The sequence below is a fragment of the Solwaraspora sp. WMMD1047 genome (genome assembly GCF_029626155.1).
Taxonomy (GTDB): domain Bacteria; phylum Actinomycetota; class Actinomycetes; order Mycobacteriales; family Micromonosporaceae; genus WMMD1047.
In genome coordinates this window covers 6,993,363-7,016,959 of record NZ_JARUBL010000001.1, presented here as the reverse complement: position 1 = coordinate 7,016,959, position 23,597 = coordinate 6,993,363, and the positions used below count along the sequence as shown (strand labels likewise).

At 70.8% G+C, this 23,597-nt stretch carries 6 protein-coding genes; 3 read left to right on the top strand and 3 right to left on the bottom strand.

Annotated elements, in window-relative coordinates:
- Nucleotides 1-11: 11 nt before the first annotated feature.
- Entirely contained in the window at nucleotides 12-15,773 is a 15,762-nt protein-coding gene (locus O7627_RS32085; protein WP_278097180.1) for a hypothetical protein, read from the bottom strand.
- Nucleotides 15,774-15,917: 144 nt separating this feature from the next.
- Here O7627_RS32085 and O7627_RS32080 point away from each other — a divergent pair, with 144 nt between their 5' ends.
- The 3 genes from O7627_RS32080 to O7627_RS32070 are packed head-to-tail and all read left to right on the top strand — an operon-like array spanning nucleotide 15,918 to nucleotide 17,585.
- Nucleotides 15,918-16,931 (top strand): hypothetical protein, encoded by a 1,014-nt coding sequence (locus O7627_RS32080; protein ID WP_278097179.1) that lies wholly within the window; start codon nucleotides 15,918-15,920, stop codon nucleotides 16,929-16,931.
- 21 nt (nucleotides 16,932-16,952) lie between these two features.
- A complete protein-coding gene (locus O7627_RS32075; RefSeq protein WP_278097178.1) occupies nucleotides 16,953-17,258 on the top strand; it encodes a hypothetical protein in 306 nt (101 codons plus the stop codon).
- 21 nt (nucleotides 17,259-17,279) lie between these two features.
- The gene (locus O7627_RS32070) at nucleotides 17,280-17,585 is read left to right on the top strand and encodes a hypothetical protein (RefSeq protein ID WP_278097177.1); all 306 of its coding nucleotides are present in this window, start codon (nucleotides 17,280-17,282) and stop codon (nucleotides 17,583-17,585) included.
- Nucleotides 17,586-17,688: 103 nt separating this feature from the next.
- On the opposite strand, the gene O7627_RS32065 is transcribed toward O7627_RS32070, so the two are convergent.
- Together O7627_RS32065 and O7627_RS32060 are read right to left on the bottom strand one after the other, a co-directional pair.
- Nucleotides 17,689-22,215 carry an FtsK/SpoIIIE domain-containing protein gene (locus O7627_RS32065; protein ID WP_278097176.1) on the bottom strand — a complete coding sequence of 1,509 codons (4,527 nt, stop codon included), beginning with the start codon at nucleotides 22,213-22,215 and terminating at the stop codon, nucleotides 17,689-17,691.
- A complete protein-coding gene (locus tag O7627_RS32060; RefSeq protein WP_278097175.1) occupies nucleotides 22,215-23,489 on the bottom strand; it encodes a hypothetical protein in 1,275 nt (424 codons plus the stop codon). The genes O7627_RS32065 and O7627_RS32060 overlap by 1 nt, the downstream gene beginning before the upstream one ends.
- Nucleotides 23,490-23,597 lie beyond the last annotated feature (108 nt).

Here is a 23,597-nt window from a genome sequence, read left to right as displayed (position 1 = left end):
GGGATCACACCTCACGCCTCGGGGACGCCGACGATCGGCTCTATCGGCTCGCCCAGGGTGATCCGATCGATCCGTCGTCGGTGCATCGCGGTCAGGCCCTCCGCTAGGCGACCGGTCAGGTCGCGGTCGACCGGCTCGTCGACCACCGGAACGAGGCGGACCCGTGCCCCGTGCAGACGGCTCTCACCGAGGTTCTGGCCCAGCAGTGTGCCGAGCTGCGCCAGCAGCGCCGGGCCGGTGGGGACCCAGACGTGCGCCGGGGAGCCGGCCGGTGGCAGCGGGAGCAGATCTGCTCCGGCCCGGTACACGACGACCAGTTCGTCGGTGGCGGGCGGGACCCGATCCGCCGCGGCGCCGCCCATCGACCAGATACCTGCCGCGCGATCGATCGGCCTCAGATCACGTAGCCAGATCGACAGCCACATGTCATCCCGTTCGACGAGGTCCTCCAGGTCGTCCATGTCCAGTCCACCGTCCTGGTTCAACTCCAGGAGCCGCTGCAACCGCGCCGGATCGACATCGCCGTACCAGTCGGAATTGACGGTCCGTAGCAGCTGTTTCAGCGCAGTCTCCCCGGCGAGGAACCGGCCGTCGGCGTGGTGGGCCGCCAGCACCCGGTATGCCGCCTCCAGACGTTGCGGTGTCAGCTCGAACACCCCGTGCGCGCGGGCCGCCAGATAGCCGGTGGCAAGCAGATTGTGCCGGGTCGTCCGCATGCCGACCTCGGCCGTCGCGGGCGCGACCGCCGCAAGCCGTGCGGCCAGCCCGTCCAGCGCCGCGACCAGGGTTGACGGATCCTGCTCGGCCGCCGCAGCACCAGCCACGTCCAGCAGCCCGGCCACCAGGTCGTGACCGGTGAAGCCGAGATCGGGGCCGCCCGGGTCCGCCGGTGCGTAGCCGACCTCCGCTACCACCACGTCCGCGTCGAAGGCTGCCGCGACGGTCCGACGCTCGGCGTCGCTGACCGGGTGCAGCAGGTCGTCGGTGGCCGTCGCGGGCACCGCGGGTCGGGGCTGCGGTCGATGCACCCGCACGAATCCCGATTCGGTCGTGGCGCCCACATGGCTGGCCAGGGCGCGGCCGACCCACACCCCGAGCACCCACACCGGCCACGGGGTCTGCCGTGACGGCAGCCCGACCACCACCGGCGGGTCGTCGTCGCGCACGGCCGGCGGCAGGTCCGCCGGCCCGATCCACACCCGTTGGCCGACCGGCCGCACGTGCCAACCCGGTATCAGCTGGTACCGGCCCGAGCCGAGGCCGCGCAGAGCAACCACACCGAGGTCCAGTACGGACGGCTGCGGCCCGGTGTGCACGGCGTAGTAGCGGGCACCGGGGCCGAGGGAGGGGCGGTGATCTCGACTGTAGGGCACGAAGTGATCGGCCACCGCCCCGGTCGGCTCGACCAGGTCGACGTCGAGCGCGAGCACCCGACCCGCGCCCAACACCCGGGCGAGTTCCACCGCCCGTGGGGCGCTGATCGGCGCGGCCGTCAGCAACTCCACCATGGTCCCCGCGGGCAGGTCGTCCCGCAGCCGGCGCAGGACGTGGCCGGCCTGGCCGGTGTCGGTGACCTGAACCACCAGCAGCATGCCCTCCCGTCGCGGCAACCGGGGCGGCGCGTCCGTCGTCGAAGAGGACGGACGGAGGAAGATCCCTGCGGCCCCAGCAGGCATGTGGCGGTACTTGTTCGGTGTTCCCAGCGGGATGCTGTCGTACCCGTCGGTCGGGGGCAGTTGGGCGGCGGCCACGCCCCACCGGTGCACCGATCCCGCCTCCTGGATCCACAGGCCGAGCAGGAAGGCCTGGGCCTCGTGCAACAGGCTCAGGTACAGGGCCCGTCCCGTGCCCCCCGATGTTTCGACCTGGCGCTCCGCACGTTGCACGCGTTCCCGGAGTCGACCTCCGGCCTCGCCGGCCTCGGCCGCCGCCAGCCACCGCCGGGCCCGGTTCATCAGATTGCTCTGCCGATCGAGAAGCTCGTAGATCGCCCTCCGGTCAGGGTGGTCCAGTCCATGCCGCGACAGCAGCTCCGCCACCTTCCGCTGTGACGCGTCGAGCTGGCTATCCGGCCCGTCGAGCAGTTCGCGGTGCACCTCCGGATCGTTGATCACCTCAGCCAGCACCCTCGGGTCGCCGGTCTCGGCCACCCGCCACCGTGCCTGGGTCGCGTCCTGCGTGGAGTGGAACTTCTCGTGTACCAGCGCATCCCGCGAACTGTCGGCGTCCAGGTCGTACCGCAGCCGCAACTGCCAGCGCCAGCGGTTGAAGGAAGCCATGGCGTGATGTCCGTCGGGCATCTGCCCCAGCCGTTCGTATCCGCGCGGTCTCGGCGTATGCAGGAGCCAACTCATCCGGCGGTCGAGGCGTCGCCAGGCATCCATCACGGTGCCGAGATCATCGTCAACAAGCCGGCTGTTGTCCTGCTCCACCAGTGTCGGGACCTCGGCGACCAGCGTCTCCGCCCCCAGAGCACGGTTGGTGTAGGCCAGGTGCGGAGCGCCGAGGGAGTCGGTGGCGATCTTGTGGATGTCGTGCAGCGCCGCGTGCACCTCTTCGTCGGTGGGGTCGAGATGGACCAGCTGGGCGTCGAGGTCGACGGTGGTGCCGCGGTCGCTGGCCACCACCGTCCATCCGGACTGGATGAGGGCGGCCACGTGGGTGTCGAGCGGCAGTGGCGGTTGGCCGGAGACCGTGTCCGCTGGGCCGTGGGTCGTGGCCTCGGTAGCTCCGGCCAGGCCCGGCGTCGCCGGGTGTCGTTCAGGCTGTGCGTCAGCGAGGAGATCGCGCAGGATCACGCCCTCCGCAGGCAGCGCTGGTGGCGGGGCGGTGGCGTCGGTTGGTTTGGTGGCGTCGGACTGGCTGACCGGTGGTGGTGGCGCGGTGTGTTCGTGGGGGCCGGCGGGTTCTGTCGCCAGATCGGCGAGCATCGTGTCGCGGTCGGCCGTCAGGCCGCTGGCCAGGATCGTGGATGCGACCGGGTCGGTGCCTTCGGCCCGCATGCGCTGCGCCTTGAACTCCACCCAGCGCGTGCGCAGACCGTCCGGGGGCGGGGCAGCGTCGGTTGGTTCGGTGCGGGCGGTCTGGACAGCCGGTGGTACGGGTGCCACTTGTCCGGGTGCCGGTGGTGGGGCCGCCACCTGTGTCGGTGGTGCTGGTGGTGCGGTGGTCTTGGTGGTGTGTTTGTAAGGGCGGGCTTCGACGGGTACGCCCATTTGTTTGCTCAGTCTTGTGGCAACGCCGTCGAGCCAGCGTTTCACGTCGACGGGGTCGAGTCCGGGGCGGATCTTCTCGCTTATGTAGCGGCCGGGTTTGTCGTCGACGATCCACTGGCCGGTCACCGGGTCACGGTGTAGTTCGCCGCTGATTCGTCCCTTGCCCACGTAGGCGCGTCCGTCGCTGTCGAAGCGTACGCCGATGGTGGGGTGGCCTTGTTGGTTGATGCTGTCCTTGAGCTGGTCGAGGGTGAGGTCGGGGTTCTTGGTGCGCATGGCGACGTGGAGGTCGTCGAGTTGTTTGGCGGAGACGACGGTGAGAATCTCCTCGCTGCCGATAATCATGTCGTCTGATTCGGTGACGACGTAGTGCCAGTGGGCGTCTGGTCGGCCGGCGTAGATCTCGGGGGTGAAGTGGGACAGCGGCATCCAGGCGGGGTTGACGCGCATCTGCTGGTTTCGCAGGGCTTCCCCGCTGATTGACCTCCCGCCGGCCGGACGGGGCGGATCGACTTCGAACGGCTTGGCGTCCTTCGGATCGACGGCAGGGCCCCGCAGCTGGTCCAACTCGACCGCTGGCTGCTCGGCAGGCGGCGCCGGCTCAACCGGGGCGGGTTGGTGGTTGACCATCGCCTGGTAGTGGTCGCTCTGCCGGTACACGTCGAACAGGACCGCCTCGTCGCGGCCGATCGTCTGGATGTGTTCGGGTGCGTGGATGCGTATCCGGGCGTCCAACGTCGCTGCCAACAGCCCCGCGAATGCCTCGCCGACCGGGTCCTGCCAGTGGACCTCCCACCCTCGGACCGCCTCGGTGAGGGCGGAGAACTCGCCGGCGTCGGCCGGTCGAAGCGGGTCGAGCAGGTGCGTCATGAGCTGGTCGCGCAGCGTCTCGTCGGAGAGTGCCTGCAGTCCGACCGGATTTCCGCTGGCGGTGAGGTAATCGAACATCGTCCGCATCGACAGTGCCTCGTTGGCCAGGTCGCGGGGCGGTGAGCCGTCCGTGGTGGGTTTGAGCGGAACCAGACCTTCCGTGTGGGTGCGGGCGGCCGCCGGGTCCCACCCTGCGGCGACCAGGTCGGCAGTTCGCTGGTTGAGGTAGAGATCGCGCAGGTGCGTGGCCGGTAGCAGGCCGGGGTCACGCAGCCGCGTGATGCCCGCCTCCTGCAGCCGGCCCAGCAGGGTGTCGCGGTTCATCGCATCCACCTCGGCGCGCAACTGCAGCACCCGGTTGTTCCGGTACCCCTCCAGGGCTGCCGCCGGCACGCCGTCCGGGCCCGCGGTCTGCAGGTGTCGGTGGACCAGGCGGCGCAGCAGCTCCGCCGCCTGACCGAGTTGGCTGGTCGGCGGCACCAACCCACCGGCATGAGCGGCCCATGCGGTGAGCTGGGCGCGGACGGCCCCGGGATCGCCGAGCCAGGCGTGCAGGGCAGGCGAGCCCAGCCCCGCGGCGGCCAGCCGAGCGCTGACCAACCCGGGGGCGCTGCCGACGGTGGAGTAGAGCTGGCAGTACCCGCCCCCCGGCGTCGGAAGCACCCGCGGCTCGTCCGTCGAGGTCCCGGTGGTGTCGGTCGATGGTCGCTGGGTGGCGGTGCCGGTCGGGGCAGGGCGGCCGCTGTCGTTCTGGATGTGCTTGGTGAGGGCAGCTGCGTCAGCGTCCGGCGTGCCCTTGGGGACCCCGACATACCGGTGCCGGAAGTCGTCCAGCAACTCGTGGTGCCGTTGCAGCAGGTCCCACCAGGCATTCCCGGCCCGATCCCAGTCCTGGTGCAACCCGGGCAACGTGGCCTCGACGGCGACGCGTGCGGCGCTGCCTTCCGGGGCGTGGTACGCGTCGTAGCGGGCCTGGTCGAGGTTGTCTGCCGCGGAAACGAAAGCGTCCGCCGCCTTGGCCAGTTTCGCCTCGTGATCGACGATCTCGTCGAAGGCGGCGACCCGGCCGGGTGCGTCCTTGGCCAGCGCTGTGGTGTCCGTCGGGATGTGCAGGGCCGTCCGCGCGTCGGGTAGGCCCATCCGCAGCGACACGTTCACGAACTCGTCCGGCTGGCTGGCGCTTGTCACCGTCCTGGCCGGCAGCAGCGAGTACGAGAGCGAGACGGTGACCTCGACCCGGCTGAGGTAGTCGACGGCAGCCGAGCGGCTTTCCGGCTTGACGTTGCCCAGGTCGCTCGTGGCGTTGCCGCCGCTTTCGGCGGCGGCCTGGGTGTCACCGGCGGCGACGCCGGGCCCACCGGCCTCCAACGCCTGGTACGGGTCGTCGGCGAAGCCGCGCCCGATCAGTGGAATGCGGGGGATCCGCAGGTTCTGGGTGATGACGCTGGTGCCGGTGCTGTAGCCGCCGCTCTGCTGCGGCGCGTGTTCGCGGTAGACGCCGGAGCTGACGCCGCCGAGCGAGGCACTCTCGGGCCGCAGCCGGATGTTGATCGCCGCCTGCTGCCCGAAGATCTGGGCGCTGACCGCCGATGGCAGGTCGAAACCCGCTTCGGTCATCAGCTTCGGCAGGCCGGGGAGCAGGATCTCCGGGGTGAGGCTCTGGTGGATCTGATGCGCGCCGGCGTATCCCGTTGTCTTGAGCCGCTTGGCGGCGTCGGTCAGCAGGTTCGCGACGAGGCGTTGCACCTGGGCGACCGGGTTGAGGTCCTCGGCGCTGAATCGCGGCGGCAGCGGCATGCCGTTGAGCGTTCGCCAGCCGGGCGCCATCTTCTCGGGCGGGACGATCTGGTAGGGCACGGGCGGGTCCGCCGGCTTGGACCGTGGTGGCCGGAGGTCGTCGGCCCACCGGTCCTGGACCGTCTTGTCGTGTACGACCAACAGGTCGCCGTCGACGCGCTCGCCCTTGTCGAAGATGGCCAGGGTGTACCTGGTGTGGATCTCCAGTTTGGCCTTGATCCCCCGACCGGAGCTGAGGTTCGTGTCGAGCGTGGTTGAGCCGTCGCTCTGCGCGTTCAGTACCTGGGACACCCGCCCGACGGTGTCTCCCATGCCGACCGCGAGGTTCTCGCCCTGGTGGTTGGAGACGCCGGTGCCAGCGACCCCGAGGGTGGAGGTGCTGCCGTGCATTCGCTGTCTGGTGACGCCCTGCTCACTGGTGTGGGTGGTCTTGATGTCCAGGTCGTCGTGGTCGGCGACGAAGCCCAGGACCTTCGGTTCGCCGACGGGTTCGGCGATCAGCCGTACGTCCCGGGAGTGCTGCGTCATCCGGCCGGGCTTCATGTGCAGCACCGACACCCCGCCGTCGACCATGGCGGACCAGTGCTGCGCCTGCCCCGCGGGCGTGAACAGGTAGAGCAGGCGACGGCGGTTCAGCATCGGGTCGTCGAGCCCCGGGCCGGAGAGCGAGCCGGAGATCCTGCCGATCGACCGGTTCGTGATCCGGCCCTGCACCATGTCGAGCAGGCTGTTGACCATGCCCCTGTCGGGGCCGAGTTTGGCCGCCTCGGACCGGAGCACGGCGGTCATCGAATCGGTCAGGGTCGGGGTCTCGTCGAACGTGTAGAGGCCCAGGCCGAGGCCGCGTCCGGGCGGTAGGGTCAGCGTCGGAGGCATGGTCGGCAGCCACGGTTGGCTGATCATGCCGGGATCCCCAGCCAACTTCGGCAACAGGCCGAGCTTCACCATGGTGGCGGCGGACAGCCGCAGGAAGATCGCGTTGGTGATGGTGCCGTGCCGGGCCACCGACTTGTGGTGATGCAGCCATTCGCCGCTGCGCAGTGACTGTGGGATGACGGCGTACCGGTCCGGATCGTTGGTGATCTCAACCGCCGCCGAGACCCGCATGTCGAAAGCGACCAGGAACGACCGCTGCTTTCCCTTGCGGTTGTTGGCGTTGCGTTCGATCGCGCCACTGATGCTCTCGGTATCGCGCGTGGATCCGGCGTAGAGCACCTTCTCGTACGTGGCCGGGAACACCGCGCCGCCGCCGTGGGTGGTGCCGGTGCTGGTGCCGACGCGGCGGACGTTCGCCGCGAAGCTGGCACGCAACGCCAGCTGCTTCTCGATGGTCCTGGCTGCGCTGATCTCGACCGATCCGACCGAGGCGGATTCGTTGGTGATGGTGGCGTGTGCTGGCAGCACGGTCGGATTGGTCAACGCGACCGCGATGGCCAGGTCGGTGGTCGCGCCGTCCTCGGCGGAGGTGATCCGATCCACGTGCCACACGCTGCCGAGCATCTGGGCGAGTCCGTGGACCTGCCGCGACTCGCCCAGCCTGTCGATCATGCTGGCCCAGAGCGGCATCCCTTCGGCCAACCCATCGGTGCCGCGCAGGCCGCCCAACTTGATCTGTGACACCGTGTCGGTGTACTGCTGGGCGGAGAAGAGGGCATCCTTGGCCAACGCGGCGATCAGGGCGCTACCCGGAAAGTCCTCCACCGACAGCCAGCGGTTGACAGTCGACTTCGGTCCCGCGTCGACCCAGTCGCGCAGCTCGGTCAGCTTGAGCTGGGTTCGTCGGTCGACTGCCAGCGGGTCGGGCCGTGGTGTCAACGTGGTCGGCAGACTGATCGGTTGTGCCAGCACCGAGGCGTTGTCGAACTGCACGGTGACCGGGCGGGTCTCGACCAGTCGGAATCGGGTGAACTTCTTTCCGCCGACCAGGCCGGCCGGCTCGTGGATCGGGTTCACCACCCGGGTCGCGTCCGAGGCCGGCCGAGGCAACCGCTGGTGCATCACCCGCCCGAACCTCACGCGGGACTTCGGGTCCGGACCGAGGCGCTTCGTGTACGCGTACACCTGCACGGTGATTCGCAGGTCGTTGCCGAACGCCTGGGAGTCCGGGGTGCCACCGTTGAGCCGGCTCTCCTGACCGCCGAGCTCCGCGCCGCTCTGCCGGTCGAATCGGCCACGCAGCTCTACCGCGCCCGCGGGTACGAACGCGCCCGCCGTGTTGCCGGTGAGTCGAAAGACGCCACCGCCCTCGAACGCAACGGCACCTCGCCACTGGCTGCCGGCGCTGATCTTCTCCTGGGAGGCGTCGGCGTGGGTGGTCCGTACCGCGTCGCCCTTGCTGGTGCCAAGGTGTTGGAAGGCTTTGGTGTAGCTGGCCGTCACGTGCACGATGACGTGCCGGGTGCCGATCTTCTTGGTGCGACTGAGCTCGGCGATCAGACCGGTCTTGAGCAGATTGCCCTTGCCCTGACGCAACCCGGGCACGGACAGCACCCGGTCCAATGCGTCCTGGTTGGCCTGCCGTTCGATCGCGGCGCGGCTGGTAGCCATTCGTTTGACCTTGCCGGACCTGCCGAACTCGGGCAGGAAGCCACCCTCGATGCGTCGGATCAGCCCGGCCACATCCAGATAGAGCTGTTGGAACCCGCTGAGTCCGTACACCACGGACCGCCCACCGCCGCTGAGCGCGTACGGCGGCACGTACCACTGCGTCGGGGATGGGATCAGCACGCTGCTGTCGTTGAGCAGTTGGGCGACCCGAACCGCCGGTAGGTGGCCGAGCACCACCATGTCCACGGTGATCGGTTCGACCGTGCCCTCGCCGAACAACCGGGAGCCCGGCACCTCGCGTAGCCCGGCGTTCACGGTGACCCGGAAGTGCGCCTCCACCAGGACGTTGGCGATGTCCTTGAACTCGGTGCCGGTCCGGGACGTGCCGCCCTGGCTGACGGAGGCGGTCATCGAGCGCAGGAAGCCCCAGAAGAGCCGGGCCTGCACGTACCCGGGGCCGAACGCCCAACGGGCGGGGACCAGGGTGAGGCCCATGCCGACCCGGCTGGAATGGGCCAGTTTCGTCACTTCACTCTGCCCCGGCTGCCAGCGGAAGGAGGTCTTGGCGACGTCAGCCAGGATGGACAGCTTCGGCATGCTCGCCGTGAGTTCCAGTGACAGTGCGTGCGCGCCGTGGGTACTGGTGATCGTTGGTGGGTGTACCACGGTGTCCAGGGCCGGCATGAGGTTGCCGAGCACGGCGGACTCCTTGAACAGGCCGCGGGCCTGCCCGGCCCCCAGCGTGCCCGGCCCGACCGCCCTGGTGGGCGCAAGCAGCACGAGTACGTCCTCGACCACGTCGTTCCAGGTCCCGGTCGGGTCGGTGCCCTCGGCCAGCCCGATGCCCGCGCGCAGGATGCGTACCGGTGTGAAGTTCTCGACCAGCATCGACGTGTGTCTGCTCGGGTCGACCGTGAGCCAGTCAGGTTCGCGGGGTGTGGCGTTGGCGATGTCGTCGACGCTGCGGAACGTCAGTTCGGCCCGGACCGGCTCGCCGACGTGCCGCTCGGCGGACTTCAGACCGGTGAGCGGCGTGGCCGGGTCCGTAACGATGACCCTGAAGCCGACCGGCGCGGCCACCAGATGAGAGCCCGACCCGCTGCGGACGTTGTGCGAATCGGTCAGCTTGACGCCGTCCTCGAACGACTCCAGCGGCCGGGAAAGGGCGACCTCACCGGCGCCGCCGGCGCCGTAGCCGACCCGCTGCGGAAACATCGTGCCGACGCCGAGCGATCCGGAGCCGCCGCTGGTGGACGCATGCTTGATCCCTGCGGACTGGTCGCTGCGGGTGTCGAATTTCGCATTTTCCGCGGACTGGTCGATGACCTTGGCCTCGGTCGGTGACCAGGTCGGTGCGACGGTGACCCGGTGCCACCCGAGAAGCCCATCGCGGACGTAGAAGCTACGACCACCGGTGGTGAAGAACGACTTGGCGTCGTCGCGTAGTGCCTGCCCGATCTCGTCGGTCTGCACCGAGAGCCTGGAGAGCCCCGGCACCAGCGGCAGCTTCTCGGCCACCCGGGCGCGTACCGCGTCGGCGACACTCTGATCAAGGCCACGGATCAGGCCGTCGAGGTCGTCGATGGTGTCCGGCGTGTACAGCAGATCGGGTCGACTCTGGTAGAGGCCGGGCAGTGGGCTGTCGATCGTCGTTATCGGCTCCAGGACCGTCATCTGGATGCTCTCACCCGGTGCGGTCACTGTGATCTTGGGCGTGGTGGTGCTCGTGACGGCGGCCCCCAGCGGAGCCGGGGCGCCCGAGGCGGTCGACACCGTCGCGGCCGGGGCCGGCACCGTGGCTTCCGCGGTGCTCACCTTTGGTGCGGTGTCCACACCCGAGGCCCAGAACTCCTCGGCGATGTTGCCGGCGAGGGCCTCCGGCACCGGACGCGGGGCGACAGAGCCGGAGAAGTACGGCGACAGCACGTCGGCGATCTGGTCGAGGTCATGGGGGGTCAGCACGAACGCCTCGACGTCGTGCGGGTGGCTGCCCATCAGGTCGCCGTGCTCGGGCTCGTGGGTGGCCCGCAGCAACGCGTCCGGCGGCGTTCTGCTGTCCTTCACGCCGAGGTTGTGCATGATCTCGTGGGCGTACTTGGCCGGGGAAGCGCCGGCCGCCCAGGTCTGCTGGGACATCTGGGTGCCGGCCGGGCCGACCGTGATGGTGCCGTGCGCGTTGACCGGATCATCGAAGTCCACCGTCACCCGGATCGGGACATCCCAACCGGACAGCTTGTGTTGGGGCATGTTGACGTAGCGCTGCAGCCCTTCGACGGTGCGGGCTTTCACCTCGGCGATCTCCTGTGCCGTGACGCCGGGCGCGACATTGAGGCGCAGCTTGAGCGCGAAGTGCATGTCCTGGTCGGTGACGGTGAGCCGATAACCGACGCCGACTCGTTCGCCGCTGGCTGTCGGCCGGGTCACCTTCGGCGGCTGGCCGGGGGCGGTGGGGTCGAAGCGGAAGGCGTCCTTGAACGGAGTCCACCGCTCGGCGTTCACCTCGATCACCCGGGCCGGGCCGGCGGGTCGGCCGCCGCCGAGCAGATCGCGCGGCGGCATCACCGGCTTCTCGGCCGGCGCGGTTGATGCCTCGTCGGAGACGCGGCTCGGTGCCGGCAGTTCGAGGACCTCGTCGCCAGCCGCTGGCGTCGGCCGGGCCGGTGCGTCCTGCGGCTTCGGTGCCGCCGGCGTCTCCGCCGGGGTTTCCGCCGGTCTGGTGACAACCGGGGATTCCGCCGGCTTCGTCCCCGCCGGCACGTCCGCCGCGGGCGGGTCGGGGCGGGTCGTCGGCAGGTCGCGGGGCGGGCTCGGCAACCGATCGAGTCGGTGGCCGATCGTCGGGTCGGCAGCCCGCGGCCCAGGCATCGGCAGGTCGTCCGCGGCCCGGCCGGACACTTCGGTGGCGTCCGCCGCGCGTAGCTGGGCCAACCGGTCGCCAAGGGTCGTGTACCGGGTCGCGGTCAGGTCCCGTAGGCCCGGGGACAGGCCGCCGAGGGCCTCGTCGAGGCGGGAGTCGAGCGGGCGGAGGTGGTCCGGTGCGGTGAGCGCGGCGTTGACCTGGGTGGCGCTGTCCAGCCGGTACTCGTCGAGCCGGGCGGCGTAGCGGGACAGCACATGGTCGATGGCGGCCTGATCGTCGCCCGCCCGGACGAGCGCGTCCTGCCAGGTCCGGTACTCGTCGGAGGAGAGTGGGCCGGTGCCGTCGCGCAGCTCCGCGACGCGGGCCTCGCGCTCCAGGGCCGTGATGCGCGCTTCGTACCGGGCCAGCACGTCCGCGTCGGCGGCCTCGTCACCGGCCCGGGCGAACTCGGCATTCCATTCGCCCCGCTCGGCCGGCCGCATGCCGATCAGATCTTCCCGGTGGGCGCGCAGGTCGGCGAGCCGGTCGGTCAGGTCATCGACGGCGCCGGGCGGCAGCGTCGGTACGTCGGGCAGGTCCTCGAGCTTGACCGGTGGGGTGTCCGGGTCGGTGCCGCGTAGCGCGTCCAGCCGGTGGCGCAGTTCCAGGCCGGCGAGGTCCAGGTCCGGCGTGCTGTCCCCGCGCAACGCGTCCAGGCGCTTCTGCAGGTCGTCGATGCCGCCGGGCGGCAAAAACGTGGGTGGCTCCGGAAACTGGGGGGGCGGTCCGTCGGTGCCGCCGGTGCCGCGCAGGTTGGCGAAGCGCAGCTCCAGTTCCAGCTCGCCGAGTCGCGGGTCATGGGTGTGGTCGCCACGCAGCGCGTCGAGGCGGGCCCGCAACTCGTCGAGGTCGCCCGCCGACCCAGCCTCGTCGGGGGCACGGCCCGGCGCGGCATCGGGCACCATCTGGTCGTGCAGCTTCTGTTCGGCCAGTTTGCCGGCGAGGCTGTTCTCGTAGGCGTTGAGTAGCCGGTGCAGCTCGTCGGTGTGTCCGTCGGCGGTCGCCCGTTCGATGTCGATGGCGTGTCGCAACCAGGTCGACTTGTCCATGCCCAGCTGCGCGGCGCGGTGGTGTCCGGCGTCGACATGCGCGCGGTACGAGTCGAGCCGCTGGAACAGGGCCCGTCGGTCGATCCGGTCGTGCAGCGCGTTGAGTTCTCGGGCCGCGTCAGCGTGCCGACCCTGCTCGATCGCGGTACGGATCTCGGTGCTGAGCACCCTCAGCTCCGGCTCGGGCAGGTCGACAGCACGCGCGTCGGAGACGAGTTCGGTCAGCCGGTGGCTGAGCGCCGCCGGGCCGGCGGCGGCCGCCGGATCGGTCCGCGGCACGCTGGGCAGGTCCAGCAGGCCGTCGCCGACACCCGTACCGTTCGCCCCTTCAGCTCGGCCCGGTGTACCGATCTGGTCGGGAGTCTGCGGTCGGCCCGTGGTGTCGACCTGCGGCGTGGCCGGAGACCCGACGTCGTCGGGTCGCGTCGGACCGACGCCGGTAGGAGCCTCCTCGGCGCGGGCGGCGACCAGTTGAGCTTCCAGGTCGGTGAGGCGTTCGAGGGCGGTGGTGCGGGCGGTGGCCTCCGCCGGGGAGATCGTTGGGACCTCCGGAAACCTCGCCGGATCGATCGGGCGGGATTCGACCGTCCCGCCCGGTCGGAGCTGGTTGAGGCGGTGCTCAAGCTCCAACTGGCGGGCTGCCGGAGAGGGCAGATCGGTGCCGCGCAGTGCGGCCAGCCGGCCCTCCAACTCGGCCATGCTGGTGCCGGGCTGGTGGGTGGGGACCGCAGGCAGCCCGGTGAGGTCAGCCGAGTCTGTCGGGCGCGGCTGGGCGAACCGATGCTCCAGTTCCAGTGCGGCAAGGTCGGTGCGGGGGGCGTCGGGGCCGCGCAGGTTGTCCAGCCGGGTCTGCAGCGCCCGCACCGATTCGTCCACCGGCATGGCTGGTTTGGCCGCCGCGAGGTCGACGGCAGTGGCCGGCTTGGCCGCCGCGAGATCTGGTGCGACCGCACCGGTCAGGTGGACCGGTGGGGTGTCGACGGTGCCGGAGACCTCACGGGCTTCGATCCTGAGTCCCTCAGCGGTCTTGCGCACCAGCGCCTCGGTGACCCGGACGTCCTTCTCGGCGCGGGCCACGGCCAACGCGTCCCCGGAGACGTCGGCCAGCGCCTGCTGTGCCTGTTTGAGCTGAGCCAGCGCGTGCAGGTGGCTGAGCTGCTGCGGTGACGGGCCGCCGACCTGGTCCAGGCGTGGCGGGGCGGGCATCGAGAGGTCACGGCCGAGGCCGGTGGGTGCGGTGACCGTCGGCGGATCCAGTCGGTGCGGGGCGTTGAGCACGGCCGTACCGGGTCCGTCGAGCAGGTTCAGTGCCTGGTGGACGGTGGTCGTGTCGGCGGCCTTGCCGAGTTGCACCGAGGTCGGTGCGACGGCGTCGACCTGGGTGATGCCCGTCGGTGCCGGCTGCGAGATCGAACCCGTCGGTGTGGGTGTGGGTGTGGACGCGGAGGTGGGGGTCGGGGTGAACGCGGGCGTTGGCGTTGGTGTGAGCGCGGATGCGGGCGTGGGCGGGGCCAGGTTGATGTCGCCGAACGCCTTCTCCGGGGCGCCGAGGTTGAACGCCACTCCGGTCTCCGAGACCCGGACCGCGCTGACCTCGCCCATGTGCAGGTTGCGCAGCTCAGCGCGACCGAAATCCGCCAGGCCTTCGACGCCACCGACAGCCCGGTTCAGCGTGGTGCTGAGGTTGCCGATCTGCATGTTCGGCAGGGTCACCGCGCCCGGCGTGGCCACCGTCGGCATGGTGACCTGATTGATCCCCGCGACCGGGTTGACTGTCGGTACATCGAGCCTGGAGATGAGGCCGAGGTCGACCGCGTGCGCGGTACTGGGCAGGTTGGCCGCGGGCAACGGGGTGACCGTACCGGCCGTCCCCGGCACTGATAGGTCCAGGTTCTGCACGCCGCGTAGCCCCGCGAGGTCATGCAGGCCGAGCGCGCCACGGGCCGCGGACAGGTCGAGACCGCGGGCCGAGAAGCTGAGTTGCTGTGTCGACGGAGCGCCGATCATCGGCTTCTCGATCAGGTCGGGAAGGTGTAGCCCGCTCGGACTGAAGTTGATCCCACCGGCGGGTGGCGGCGCTCCGCCGGGTTTGACGATGTGCACCGTGGTGAGGCCGTTGGCGAGTCGGACGCCACCCCCGAGCGCCGCCAGGCCGTCGAACCGGGTCATTCCGAGCCCGCGACCCAGCACTCCGAGCTTGAATGCCCCGGACACCCCGAGGGCGCGGATCTCATGACCGGCCAGGGGCAGGAAGATCCGCAGCCATTTCCAGCCGCCGAACTCCCGTGCCATCAGGTTGCCGAACCTGACGGCGTTGGCGGCGATGAACCGGCCCGCGTCGGACGTCACGCCGGCGAGCTTGACCAGGCCCTGCTGTCCGATGTTGCCCATCCTGGTGATCGTCGCCGGGACGGTGACCAGGGCGAACTTCTCCAGGGTCACGAACCCCCGGGCGGCCAGCCCGTCCATCGGGCCGACGATCCGGGGGATCATCAGTGCGCCGACCCTCACCGAGTTGGCCAGGGTGACTCCGATGTCGCCGATGCCGCGCATGGTCCCGCTGAGGCTCAGCGTCGACACCGTCCGCCAGAAGTCGTTGATGCCGGTGCGCGCCAGGGTGAAACTGTGCCGGCTGAACTGGGTGATGTTGCGCCATGCGGTGGTGGCCAGCTTGGTCAGGTCGCCGAGGGCGATCAGCGGTCGGGTGCTGGGCCCGAGCAGCCCGAGCAGTCCGAGCGCCAGACCCAGGGCGTTCGTCTTGCCCGTGGCGAAATCCAGGGTCGCCTTCACCGCCAGGGCGGCGTTCATCGCGAAGGCGATCAGGCCGAGCGGGCCGCCGACGAAGATGGCGACGACGGTGACGATCAGGGTCAGCCAGGTGAAGATCTCCCAGAACACCTCGCAGGCCGACTTGGGTGTCGCGGGTGACCTGATGTGGCCGGTCGCGTCGAGAATGGCCTGCCGAGCCGTACCCGCCGCGGTCTCCACGTCCGCGGCGGCGTTCTCCGCGTTCGCCTTGAGGCTGTTGATCCGCTCCTCGTCATCGCCGGCCCCGGCCGCGTCGCGCAGCGCCTGGTCCGCCTTGGCCTGAGCCTCACGCAGCGCTTCGGCGTACGTGCGGATGGCCGGCCCGGCGGCGGAGAAGGCGGTGCGCACCCCGGCGATGAAGCCGCTCATCTCCTTGCTGATCTGTTCGCGTAGCCAGTCCGCGGTCTTGCCGACGAACGCTCCGTCGCCGCTCTGTCGCAGCACCGCGGCGAGCCCGTCGTCGGCGGTCTTGGCGTGGCCGGCCATGACGTCCAGGTAGCTGGCGACGCTCAGCAGCACGTCCGGATCGCCGGGTGTGGGGTCACCCGACAGCGTGAGCGGTGACCAGTCACCAGGCCGTACCCCCACCGGACCCTCCCGCTGCCCCCGGACGCCGTCGTCCTGTTCGACGTGGCACGCCCGCGTGGAGGTTCACAGTGAACCGCCGGCGGCCCCGGCCGCGTCGAACCACACAGACGGCGTACGACGACGAGCCGGAGGAAGGGGCGCGGGGTGGCCGACCTGGTGCTCGACTACGCGCTGCTGCACAGCCTCGCGGGCAGCCTGCGTGAGCTGAAGAGCAAGGTCCAGTTCGACGTGGAGACCGGTTCGCGCCGGGCGGTGGTCACCTCCGACGGGACCGTCGTCGACTCCAGTCAGGTCGGCAACTCATCGCTGTACGGGACGCTGAGCGCCTTCTTCGCTGCCTGCCACACCCCGTTCAAGGACTCGATGGAGCTGCTCGACGAGCTGGCGAACACCTTCGACAGCATCGCCAAGGCCTACTTCGACCTGGACGCGGACGTCGCGGGCAAGGTGAACCTGGACCGGCTCAGGTCCAGCGTCAGCGGCTGGCAGGCCGACACCGCCGCTTACGAGCGCTACCTCGACCTGAAGGACCGGGAGATCACCTTCCAATACTACGACAAGGACGGAAACCTGGTCGACGGCTCAGTGCCGCTGTGGAGTGGCGATCCGGTGCCAGAGCCGGGGGATGCGCCCACCTCCATCGACGGCACCTCCCCGGTGGGCAGCAACAACACCACGGCGGTCCTGGACGACGACGGCAACGTCATCTCCGAGACGACCACGGTCACCTCCGGCGCCGGACTGACCTACACCGAGACGACCCAGTTCACCTATCGCGACACCGACGGCGACGGTGAGATCGACGTCGTCGACTACACCACCACCATCACCCACTCCGACGGTCTCGAGGAGAAGATCGAGAAGAAGACCAACGACGACGGCTCCTTCGTGGTGACCTCCACCACCAACGAGGGCACCACCACCAGCACGGTCACCCCGAAGGCCGACGGCGGATCACATCAGGTGACCGTCGACCACGAAGGCGAGACCACCACGACCGACATCGTGGTGACCGGACCGGACACCGGCACCAAGACGGTCGTGGGCCCGGAGGGCACCAAGACGTACACCGGCAATCCGACGACAGGGGAGTGGACGCTGGTCTCCGAGGAAGCAGCCGAGGACGAGAACGTCCCCTTCACCACCGTCACCATCTGACCCATCCTTTTGGAGCGAACCATGCCCAACATCACCGTCGACTTCAGCAAGGTGGAGGCGGTCAACGACCAGCTCAACTCCGCCGTGACGCAGACCGTGCCGCGGCTGGAGAATCTGCTCTCCGCGGTGTCCCAGTTGCTCACCAGCGACGGCGGGCTGTGGTTGCAGAAGTCCAGCCCCACCCTCAGCGGGCAGTACCAGACCTTCAACACCGAGCTGACCGCGGCGATCGAGAGCATTCGTTCCTTCGCGCAGCAGTTCCACAACATCACCGTTCAGCTGCGCACCATGGACGAGCAGATCGCCTCGTCCAGCAGCGCCGCCTGACCGTCGAACCGGAGGCATCCGATGGCAGAAGTCAACGTCGATTACGCCCTGATCAACACCGTCGCCGGGCGGCTGACCACCGAGGGTGCGGACATCGCCAACGTGCTGAAGGGCCTGCAGACCAGCGTCACCGAGCTGTTGACCAGCGAGGGTGGCCTCCACCTGCAGCAGGCCAGCCCGGTGATGAGCGCCCAGTACACCGAGTTCACCTCATCGCTGACCAAAGCGGTCAACAATCTGGAGACCTTCGCGTCGAGCTTCTCGATGATCGCGAAGAACCTGAGCGACATGGATCAGGCACTGGCCCAGCCGCCGCCCACGCAGTGACCCGCGGGCAACCCTGACGGCCGCGCGGCCCGGCTGCCGGCACCGGCACCCGGGCCGCGCCCGTGGCGGAACGCTGACCGCGTCCGGTGTCGTCGGCTGGGTCTCAGCGCAGCACGGTGTGCGGAATCGTGACCATGCTCAGCGCGCCGGTCGCCGGGTCCGGCACGTACCCACGACCCGGTCGGCTGCCCGAGCGCAGCGCACCGGGCGGCACCCGGGCGCCCACCAGGTCACCCTCGATCGCCGACTGCGGCGCCAGCAGCACACCCTGCCGGGAGCGTCGGGCCTCAGCGATCCAGCCGCCCAACGACTGGGTGAGGGTCTCGGCCGTTCCCGCGTACGCCAGGCCGAGCGCGCGGTCCCGACCGGTGCCAACCACCTGGCGCAGCACCGCCTCCACGGGGTTGGCGAAGCCGAACAGATCCACGTCGTCGACCAGCACCACCGACGGGCCGCCCAGCTCCTCCACCGCGGCGCTCACCCGCGCCGGATCCGGGGTCGCACCCTCGACCGTCCGCACCCGGGCGTGTGCCGCCAACCGGCGCAGCACCGACTCTCGGGGCGTCAGGATCACCAGCGCGGTACCCCCGGCCAACAGCGACACCGCGAGCGTGGCCAGGGTGTTGCTGCGGCCCGAACCCGGGGGACCGGCGACCAGGAAGGTCGCCTGCCGGCCCGCGAAGTCCACATAGACCGGCGTGGCGGCATTGCCGCCGATGCCGAGCAGCGCGCGCATCGGATGCCGCTGCTCCTCCGGGACCTGCGCGTACGCCTCGGCGAAGGTGACCGCCGCGGGTAGCCCGGCCACCGGAAACGGGCGGCGCCCCGCCGGCACCCCGCTGTCCCGGGCGGCGGCCCGAGCCCCGATCCGACGGATCGCCTCGACCTGCGCCGGCCCGGACGGATCCCGGTCCAGCAGGGCAACCTGGATCTCGGCCTGGTCCGTCGAACGCCAGCCGCGTCCGGGCGGCACCACATCCGGCACCCGACGGTGGTTGACCCCGATCACCGAGTAGTCGGTCCGGTCGGTCATCCGGAGCATGATCCTATGGTCGTTCAGGTTGGCAACCCGCCCGGTCAACAGCGACCGCTCGGAGGACATCACGAGGTGCAGCCCGGCGGCCGGCCCCTCCCGCAGCAGGCCGAGGAACTGGTCCAGCAGTCGTCCCCCGTCGTGGTCGGTGAGGACGGCGGCCAGCGAATCCCAGCCATCCACCAGCAGCATCAGATGCGCCGGACGCTCCGCCGCCGGCAGCGCCGCCCGCAACTCGTCGAGCCCGGCGCAGGAGTGCCGGGCCAGCAGTTCGTGCCGGCGGGCCAGTTCGTCCTGCAGCCGGCCGAGCAGGCGTTCCAGGCGTTCCAGATCGGCCCGAGGCACCACCGCGCCGCAGTGCGGAAGCTCCGACAGGACCACCATCGACCCGCCGGCCGCGTCGATGGCGTACAGGTGCACCTCGGCGCAGGACAGCGACCGGGCCAGCGACGCGGCCAGCGTGCGCATCAGCTGTGAGCGGCCCGAACGGGAGGCGCCGAGCACGTAGAGATGGCCGAACGTGGAGAGGTCGCAGGCCAGCGTCGCCTGGCTCTGCCGCTCCGGCAGGTCGGCCAGCGCGTACGGCACCGGCGGCAGACCGGGACCGGTGCGCGGTCCCGGCGGGGTGAGGTCGTCCAGCAGCACGACCGGCGGCAGCGGTGGCAGCCACGGACTCGACTGCCGCTCGCAGCCCACCGCCCGGGCGGCGGCGTCGATCGCGTCGACCAGTACGTCCAGGTCGGTGGCGGCCAACTCGTCCGGCGTGGCTCCGTCCCGCGTCGTCCCGACCGGCGGCGGCAGTGCCCGGCCCAGCCGCGACCAGGGCAACTCGGTGCCGGGTACCGGCGCGGCCGGCCGGGACTGCGGCGCATCCGAATCGGCACGCTGGTACACCGCGCCGACATACCCGGTCTGGAAGGGCAGGGTGGACCGGTGGGCGAGCCGGGCGAGCGCCCGCCCCGGGGTCGCCACCGGGATCATCGCGGCGTCCGGTACGTCGATGACGTCGGAACTCTCCGTCGGATCGGTGACCCGCAGCGCGATGCGCAGGTTGGTGTTGGCGCGGATGTCGCCGGTCACCACGCCACCCGGGCGCTGTGTCGCCAGGATCAGATGGATGCCCAGCGACCGGCCCCGCTGGGCGATGCTGACCAGCCCGGGGACGAAGTCCGGAACCTCCCGGGCGAGCGTGGCGAACTCGTCGATGACCAGCACGAGCCGGGGCACCGCCGGCAGCGAGGGGTCGCGGCCACGCATCGTCCGGTACTGCACGAGGTCCTTGGCGGCGACCCCGGCCAGGATTTCCTCGCGGCGGCGCAACTCCGCGCCGAGCGACTCCAGCGCCCGGACCACCAACGCGCTGTCCAGGTCGGTGACCATGCCGAGGGTGTGCGGCAGTCGTACGCAACTGTGGAACGCGCTGCCGCCCTTGTAGTCGACCAGTACGAAGGTCAACTCGTCCGGACGGTTCACCGCGGCCAGGGAGACCACCATCGACTGCAGCAGCTCGGACTTGCCGGCACCGGTGGTGCCGGCGACCAACGCGTGCGGTCCGTCGCGGACCAGGTCGAGCGCTACCGTTCCGTCAAAACCACTACCGATCACGAAACTCGTGGAGGCGGGTTGTCGGGACCAGCGCTCGGCCAGGTCGGCACCGTCCGGCGGATCGGCGTCCAGCAGGTCCAGCAGTCGGCTGCGGTCGGGCAACCCGGCCGTCTCGTCCGGGGTGACATCCCGTAGCGGAGCCAACGCCCGGGCCACCCGCTCGCACCACCGCGCCGTGATGATGTCCGGACGTACTCCGGCGGCCTCGGGTACGCCGGTCTGCCGTACCGTCAGCCCGTCCGCGTCGGCGCGTAGCACCGCGGTGCACTCCTCCGGCAGCAGCCGTTCCTCGGCGTCGATGCAGATCGCGAAGACCTGCACGGTCGGCCCTTCGGTGAGCACCTGCACCATGCCGGGCACGTCGCGCAGCCGGCGCGCGCCATCGACGACCAGCAGCACGTCCGGCTCGCTGAACAGGACCTGGCCGAGCTGCGAACCCCGGGCCTTGGTGCGCGCGGTGACAAGTGACACCAGCTCAGCCATTCGGTTCGCCACGGTCTCCGGGTCGTTGCCGACCAGCGTGTAGGGCCGTCCGGTCAGGACGCCGTCCTCGGCCGGCCGGGTGTGCGGCAGCCAGCGCACCCAGCTCCACCGCTCCTCGCCAGCCTGCTCGGTCAACACGTGGATCCGCAGGTCACGGGGACTGTGCAGGGCGGCGGCCTGGAGGACGAGCCAGCGTGCCGTCGCGTACGTCGTCTCCGCCGCACCGGCCAGGCCGATAACCTTGCGGTCCACCAGATCCACGGTGACCGGCGTGTCCGGCACGATCCAGCGCAGCTGGCGGTCTGTGTCGGGGCGGGCCGGGTCCTCCACCTCGATCAGCGACGGCTGGTCCAGTGTGCCGACCCGCAGCACGAGATGGTCGGGGTCGCGGCGGCGTCGTTCCCACAGCCGCCGGCCGGGGCCGACAGCGGTGTGCAGGACGGTCGCCGGGTCGGGCGACGCCTCGCACCGGGCCAGCCGTTCCTCGGCGACCGCCGCCGTCAGCTCCCGCATCATTCGGGTGCGCTTGCGGAGGTACTCGGCGAGATCCCTGCGGTACCGCTTGCGGCCGCTGCGCCGGTCGGTGTACCAGTTCGCCAACGCCAGCACCGGACTGAGCGCCATGATCAGCAGGAAGAAGTACGATCGGAAGAGGAAGACGAAAGCCAGACCCATTACCATCGGGGCGAGGATCATCAGCAGCGGGATCGGGCGGCTGTTCGGCTTGACCGGCGGGCTGGGCAGCCGTCGCCGTGCGAAGAGCAGCGGCGGCACGATCCGGGGCGGCCGGTTGAAGTCCAGCATCGGCACGTCCACGGCCGGCGTCACCGCGGCGTCCGGTGTCGGGCGCGGCGCCAGCCGCAGCAGGCTGTCGCCCACCGCCAGGTCCACACCGGTCGGCCAGCGGCGGGAACCGTCGCGTCTGGGTCCTGAGGCGTCGGGTTCGTCCGGGTGCTCCCGCCCCTGTGCGGCCCGGAGATCCGACACACGCTGCTCAGGGTGGCCGGGGTACCCGGGCGTGGACACCGGATCGGTCTGGGCTGGGGGCTGCGGCATCGCCAGCCGTACCTCGGCGCCAACGGTGGCCACCCAGGCGCGACCCTGTTCGTCGATGGTGAGTCGGGCGGCGTGCGCGGGCACCCCGCAGCCCCCCGGATCGATCGCGGACCCGGGCGCCGAGCCGATGTCATGGCAGCCCAGGCCGACCGGCCAGATCCGTCCGGCGCTCGGGCCGCCGACGCCGTGCACCTCCAGCCAGTGGGTCCGGGGGTCGCCCGGCAGGTACCGCACCCCGCCATCGGGTACCGGCGCACCGGCGCCGAGCCGGACCCCGGCGACCAGTCCGGCTCGGCTCACCGTCCAGGTCGGATCCAGTCGGACCCCGTCGAGATACCAGTCGCCTGGGGGGCGGTCCTGCTCGACGAGCGCACCCACCGGCGTGTCCGTCTCGACGTCCATCGCGATGTCCCGGTCGGCGCCGCCGGAGACGACGGTCAGCAGCAGGCGCACTATCGGTCTCCGGTTCGGCCGACAGACTCGACGCCGGAGTAGGCCGTCGGCCGTTGTCCGTCGGGAGCCTGTTCGATCAGGTCGTCGTTGGCGGTGGGCGGGTCTGACGGTCTGGGCCGTCGATGGGCGGCCGGCAGCGTGGCCGTGGCCGGATCGGGTATCCGAGGGCTCTCGGGCACAGCCGGTTCCGCTGGCGCAGAGGATGCTGCGCCGAAGGCGGTGGATCCGGGAAGCTCCTCCTCGGCCCAGGCCGGTGCCGGTGGGGCGGGGAGCGCGGCCCGGCGGCGGGGCAGCAGGCACCGGACAAGTGGCGCGGAGTCCACGTCGAGCAACAACTCCGGCGCGGTCACCCGACCGGCCAGGTCGACCCGCAACCGCCAACGCGATCCGGGTAGGTAGCCGGCGACCACGACCAGCAGCCCGGGATCATCAGCGACCAGGCTGGCGAGCTGCGCTGCCGCCTGCGGATCGGGCCGCCGGCAGACCAGGACGGTCAACCCGTTCGGTGTCAGACGGGTCGCGAGAGCTGTCAGCGCCTCGGACAGTGGCATCCGGTCGGTGCCGACCAACCCGGAACCGTAGCCGGGTTCCGCCGCGACGATCAGGCGGTGCACGCCGTGCCCGCTGGTCAGCGCGGCCAGCTGGACGACCAACGCCGACACCAGCCGCTCCGCCGGTGTCGGGGCGCCGTGCACAGACACGATTCCGGGGCAGCGGGCGAAATCCAGCAGGACCATCGTCCTGCCCTCTACTCCGACGGCGATCGGCAGTGAGTCGTCGGCGGCTGGTGCGGAACCCGGGGGCAGCTGGCCGCGGGCCCGCCAGTGGCGCGGCGCGGTGACCCGCCACGGAGATTCCGCCGCCGGAGGCGGCACGTCCGCTCCCGGGCCAGCGAGCCGCACGCCGACCTCCCCATGGCCCAGCAGCACCAGGTACGGCCAGAAATCGCTCCGTTCGGCCAGTGCCGATCGAGCCGAACCGATCCAGGCCCGGGCCGACGGCACCGGACCCGAGCCGGCGAACCTCTCGGCGACCACCCCCATCCCTCGCCGAAGCCGGACGAAGCCGACGACCGGTGCCGCCAGATCCCGCGCTGCGCCGACGATGCCGCGCCGGATGCGCCGTCCGGCGCCCCGCAGGCCGTACCGGCGGTCGAACCATTGCAGCAGCACCACCAGCAGGATCAACAGCTCCAGCACGGTGAGTACGGTCAGCAGAGTTTGCCGGTTGGTGTCCAGGAAGCGGCCGAGATCGCTGACGGACGGCGTGTTCAACCGTGCTCCTCCTCCGCCCGTAGCCGGCCCGTGTACGGCGCCGCCGCGCCCTGATGGTAATCGCGAACAGTTGTCGGCCTTGGCGGCCGCAGTCCGCCCCCGGACGGG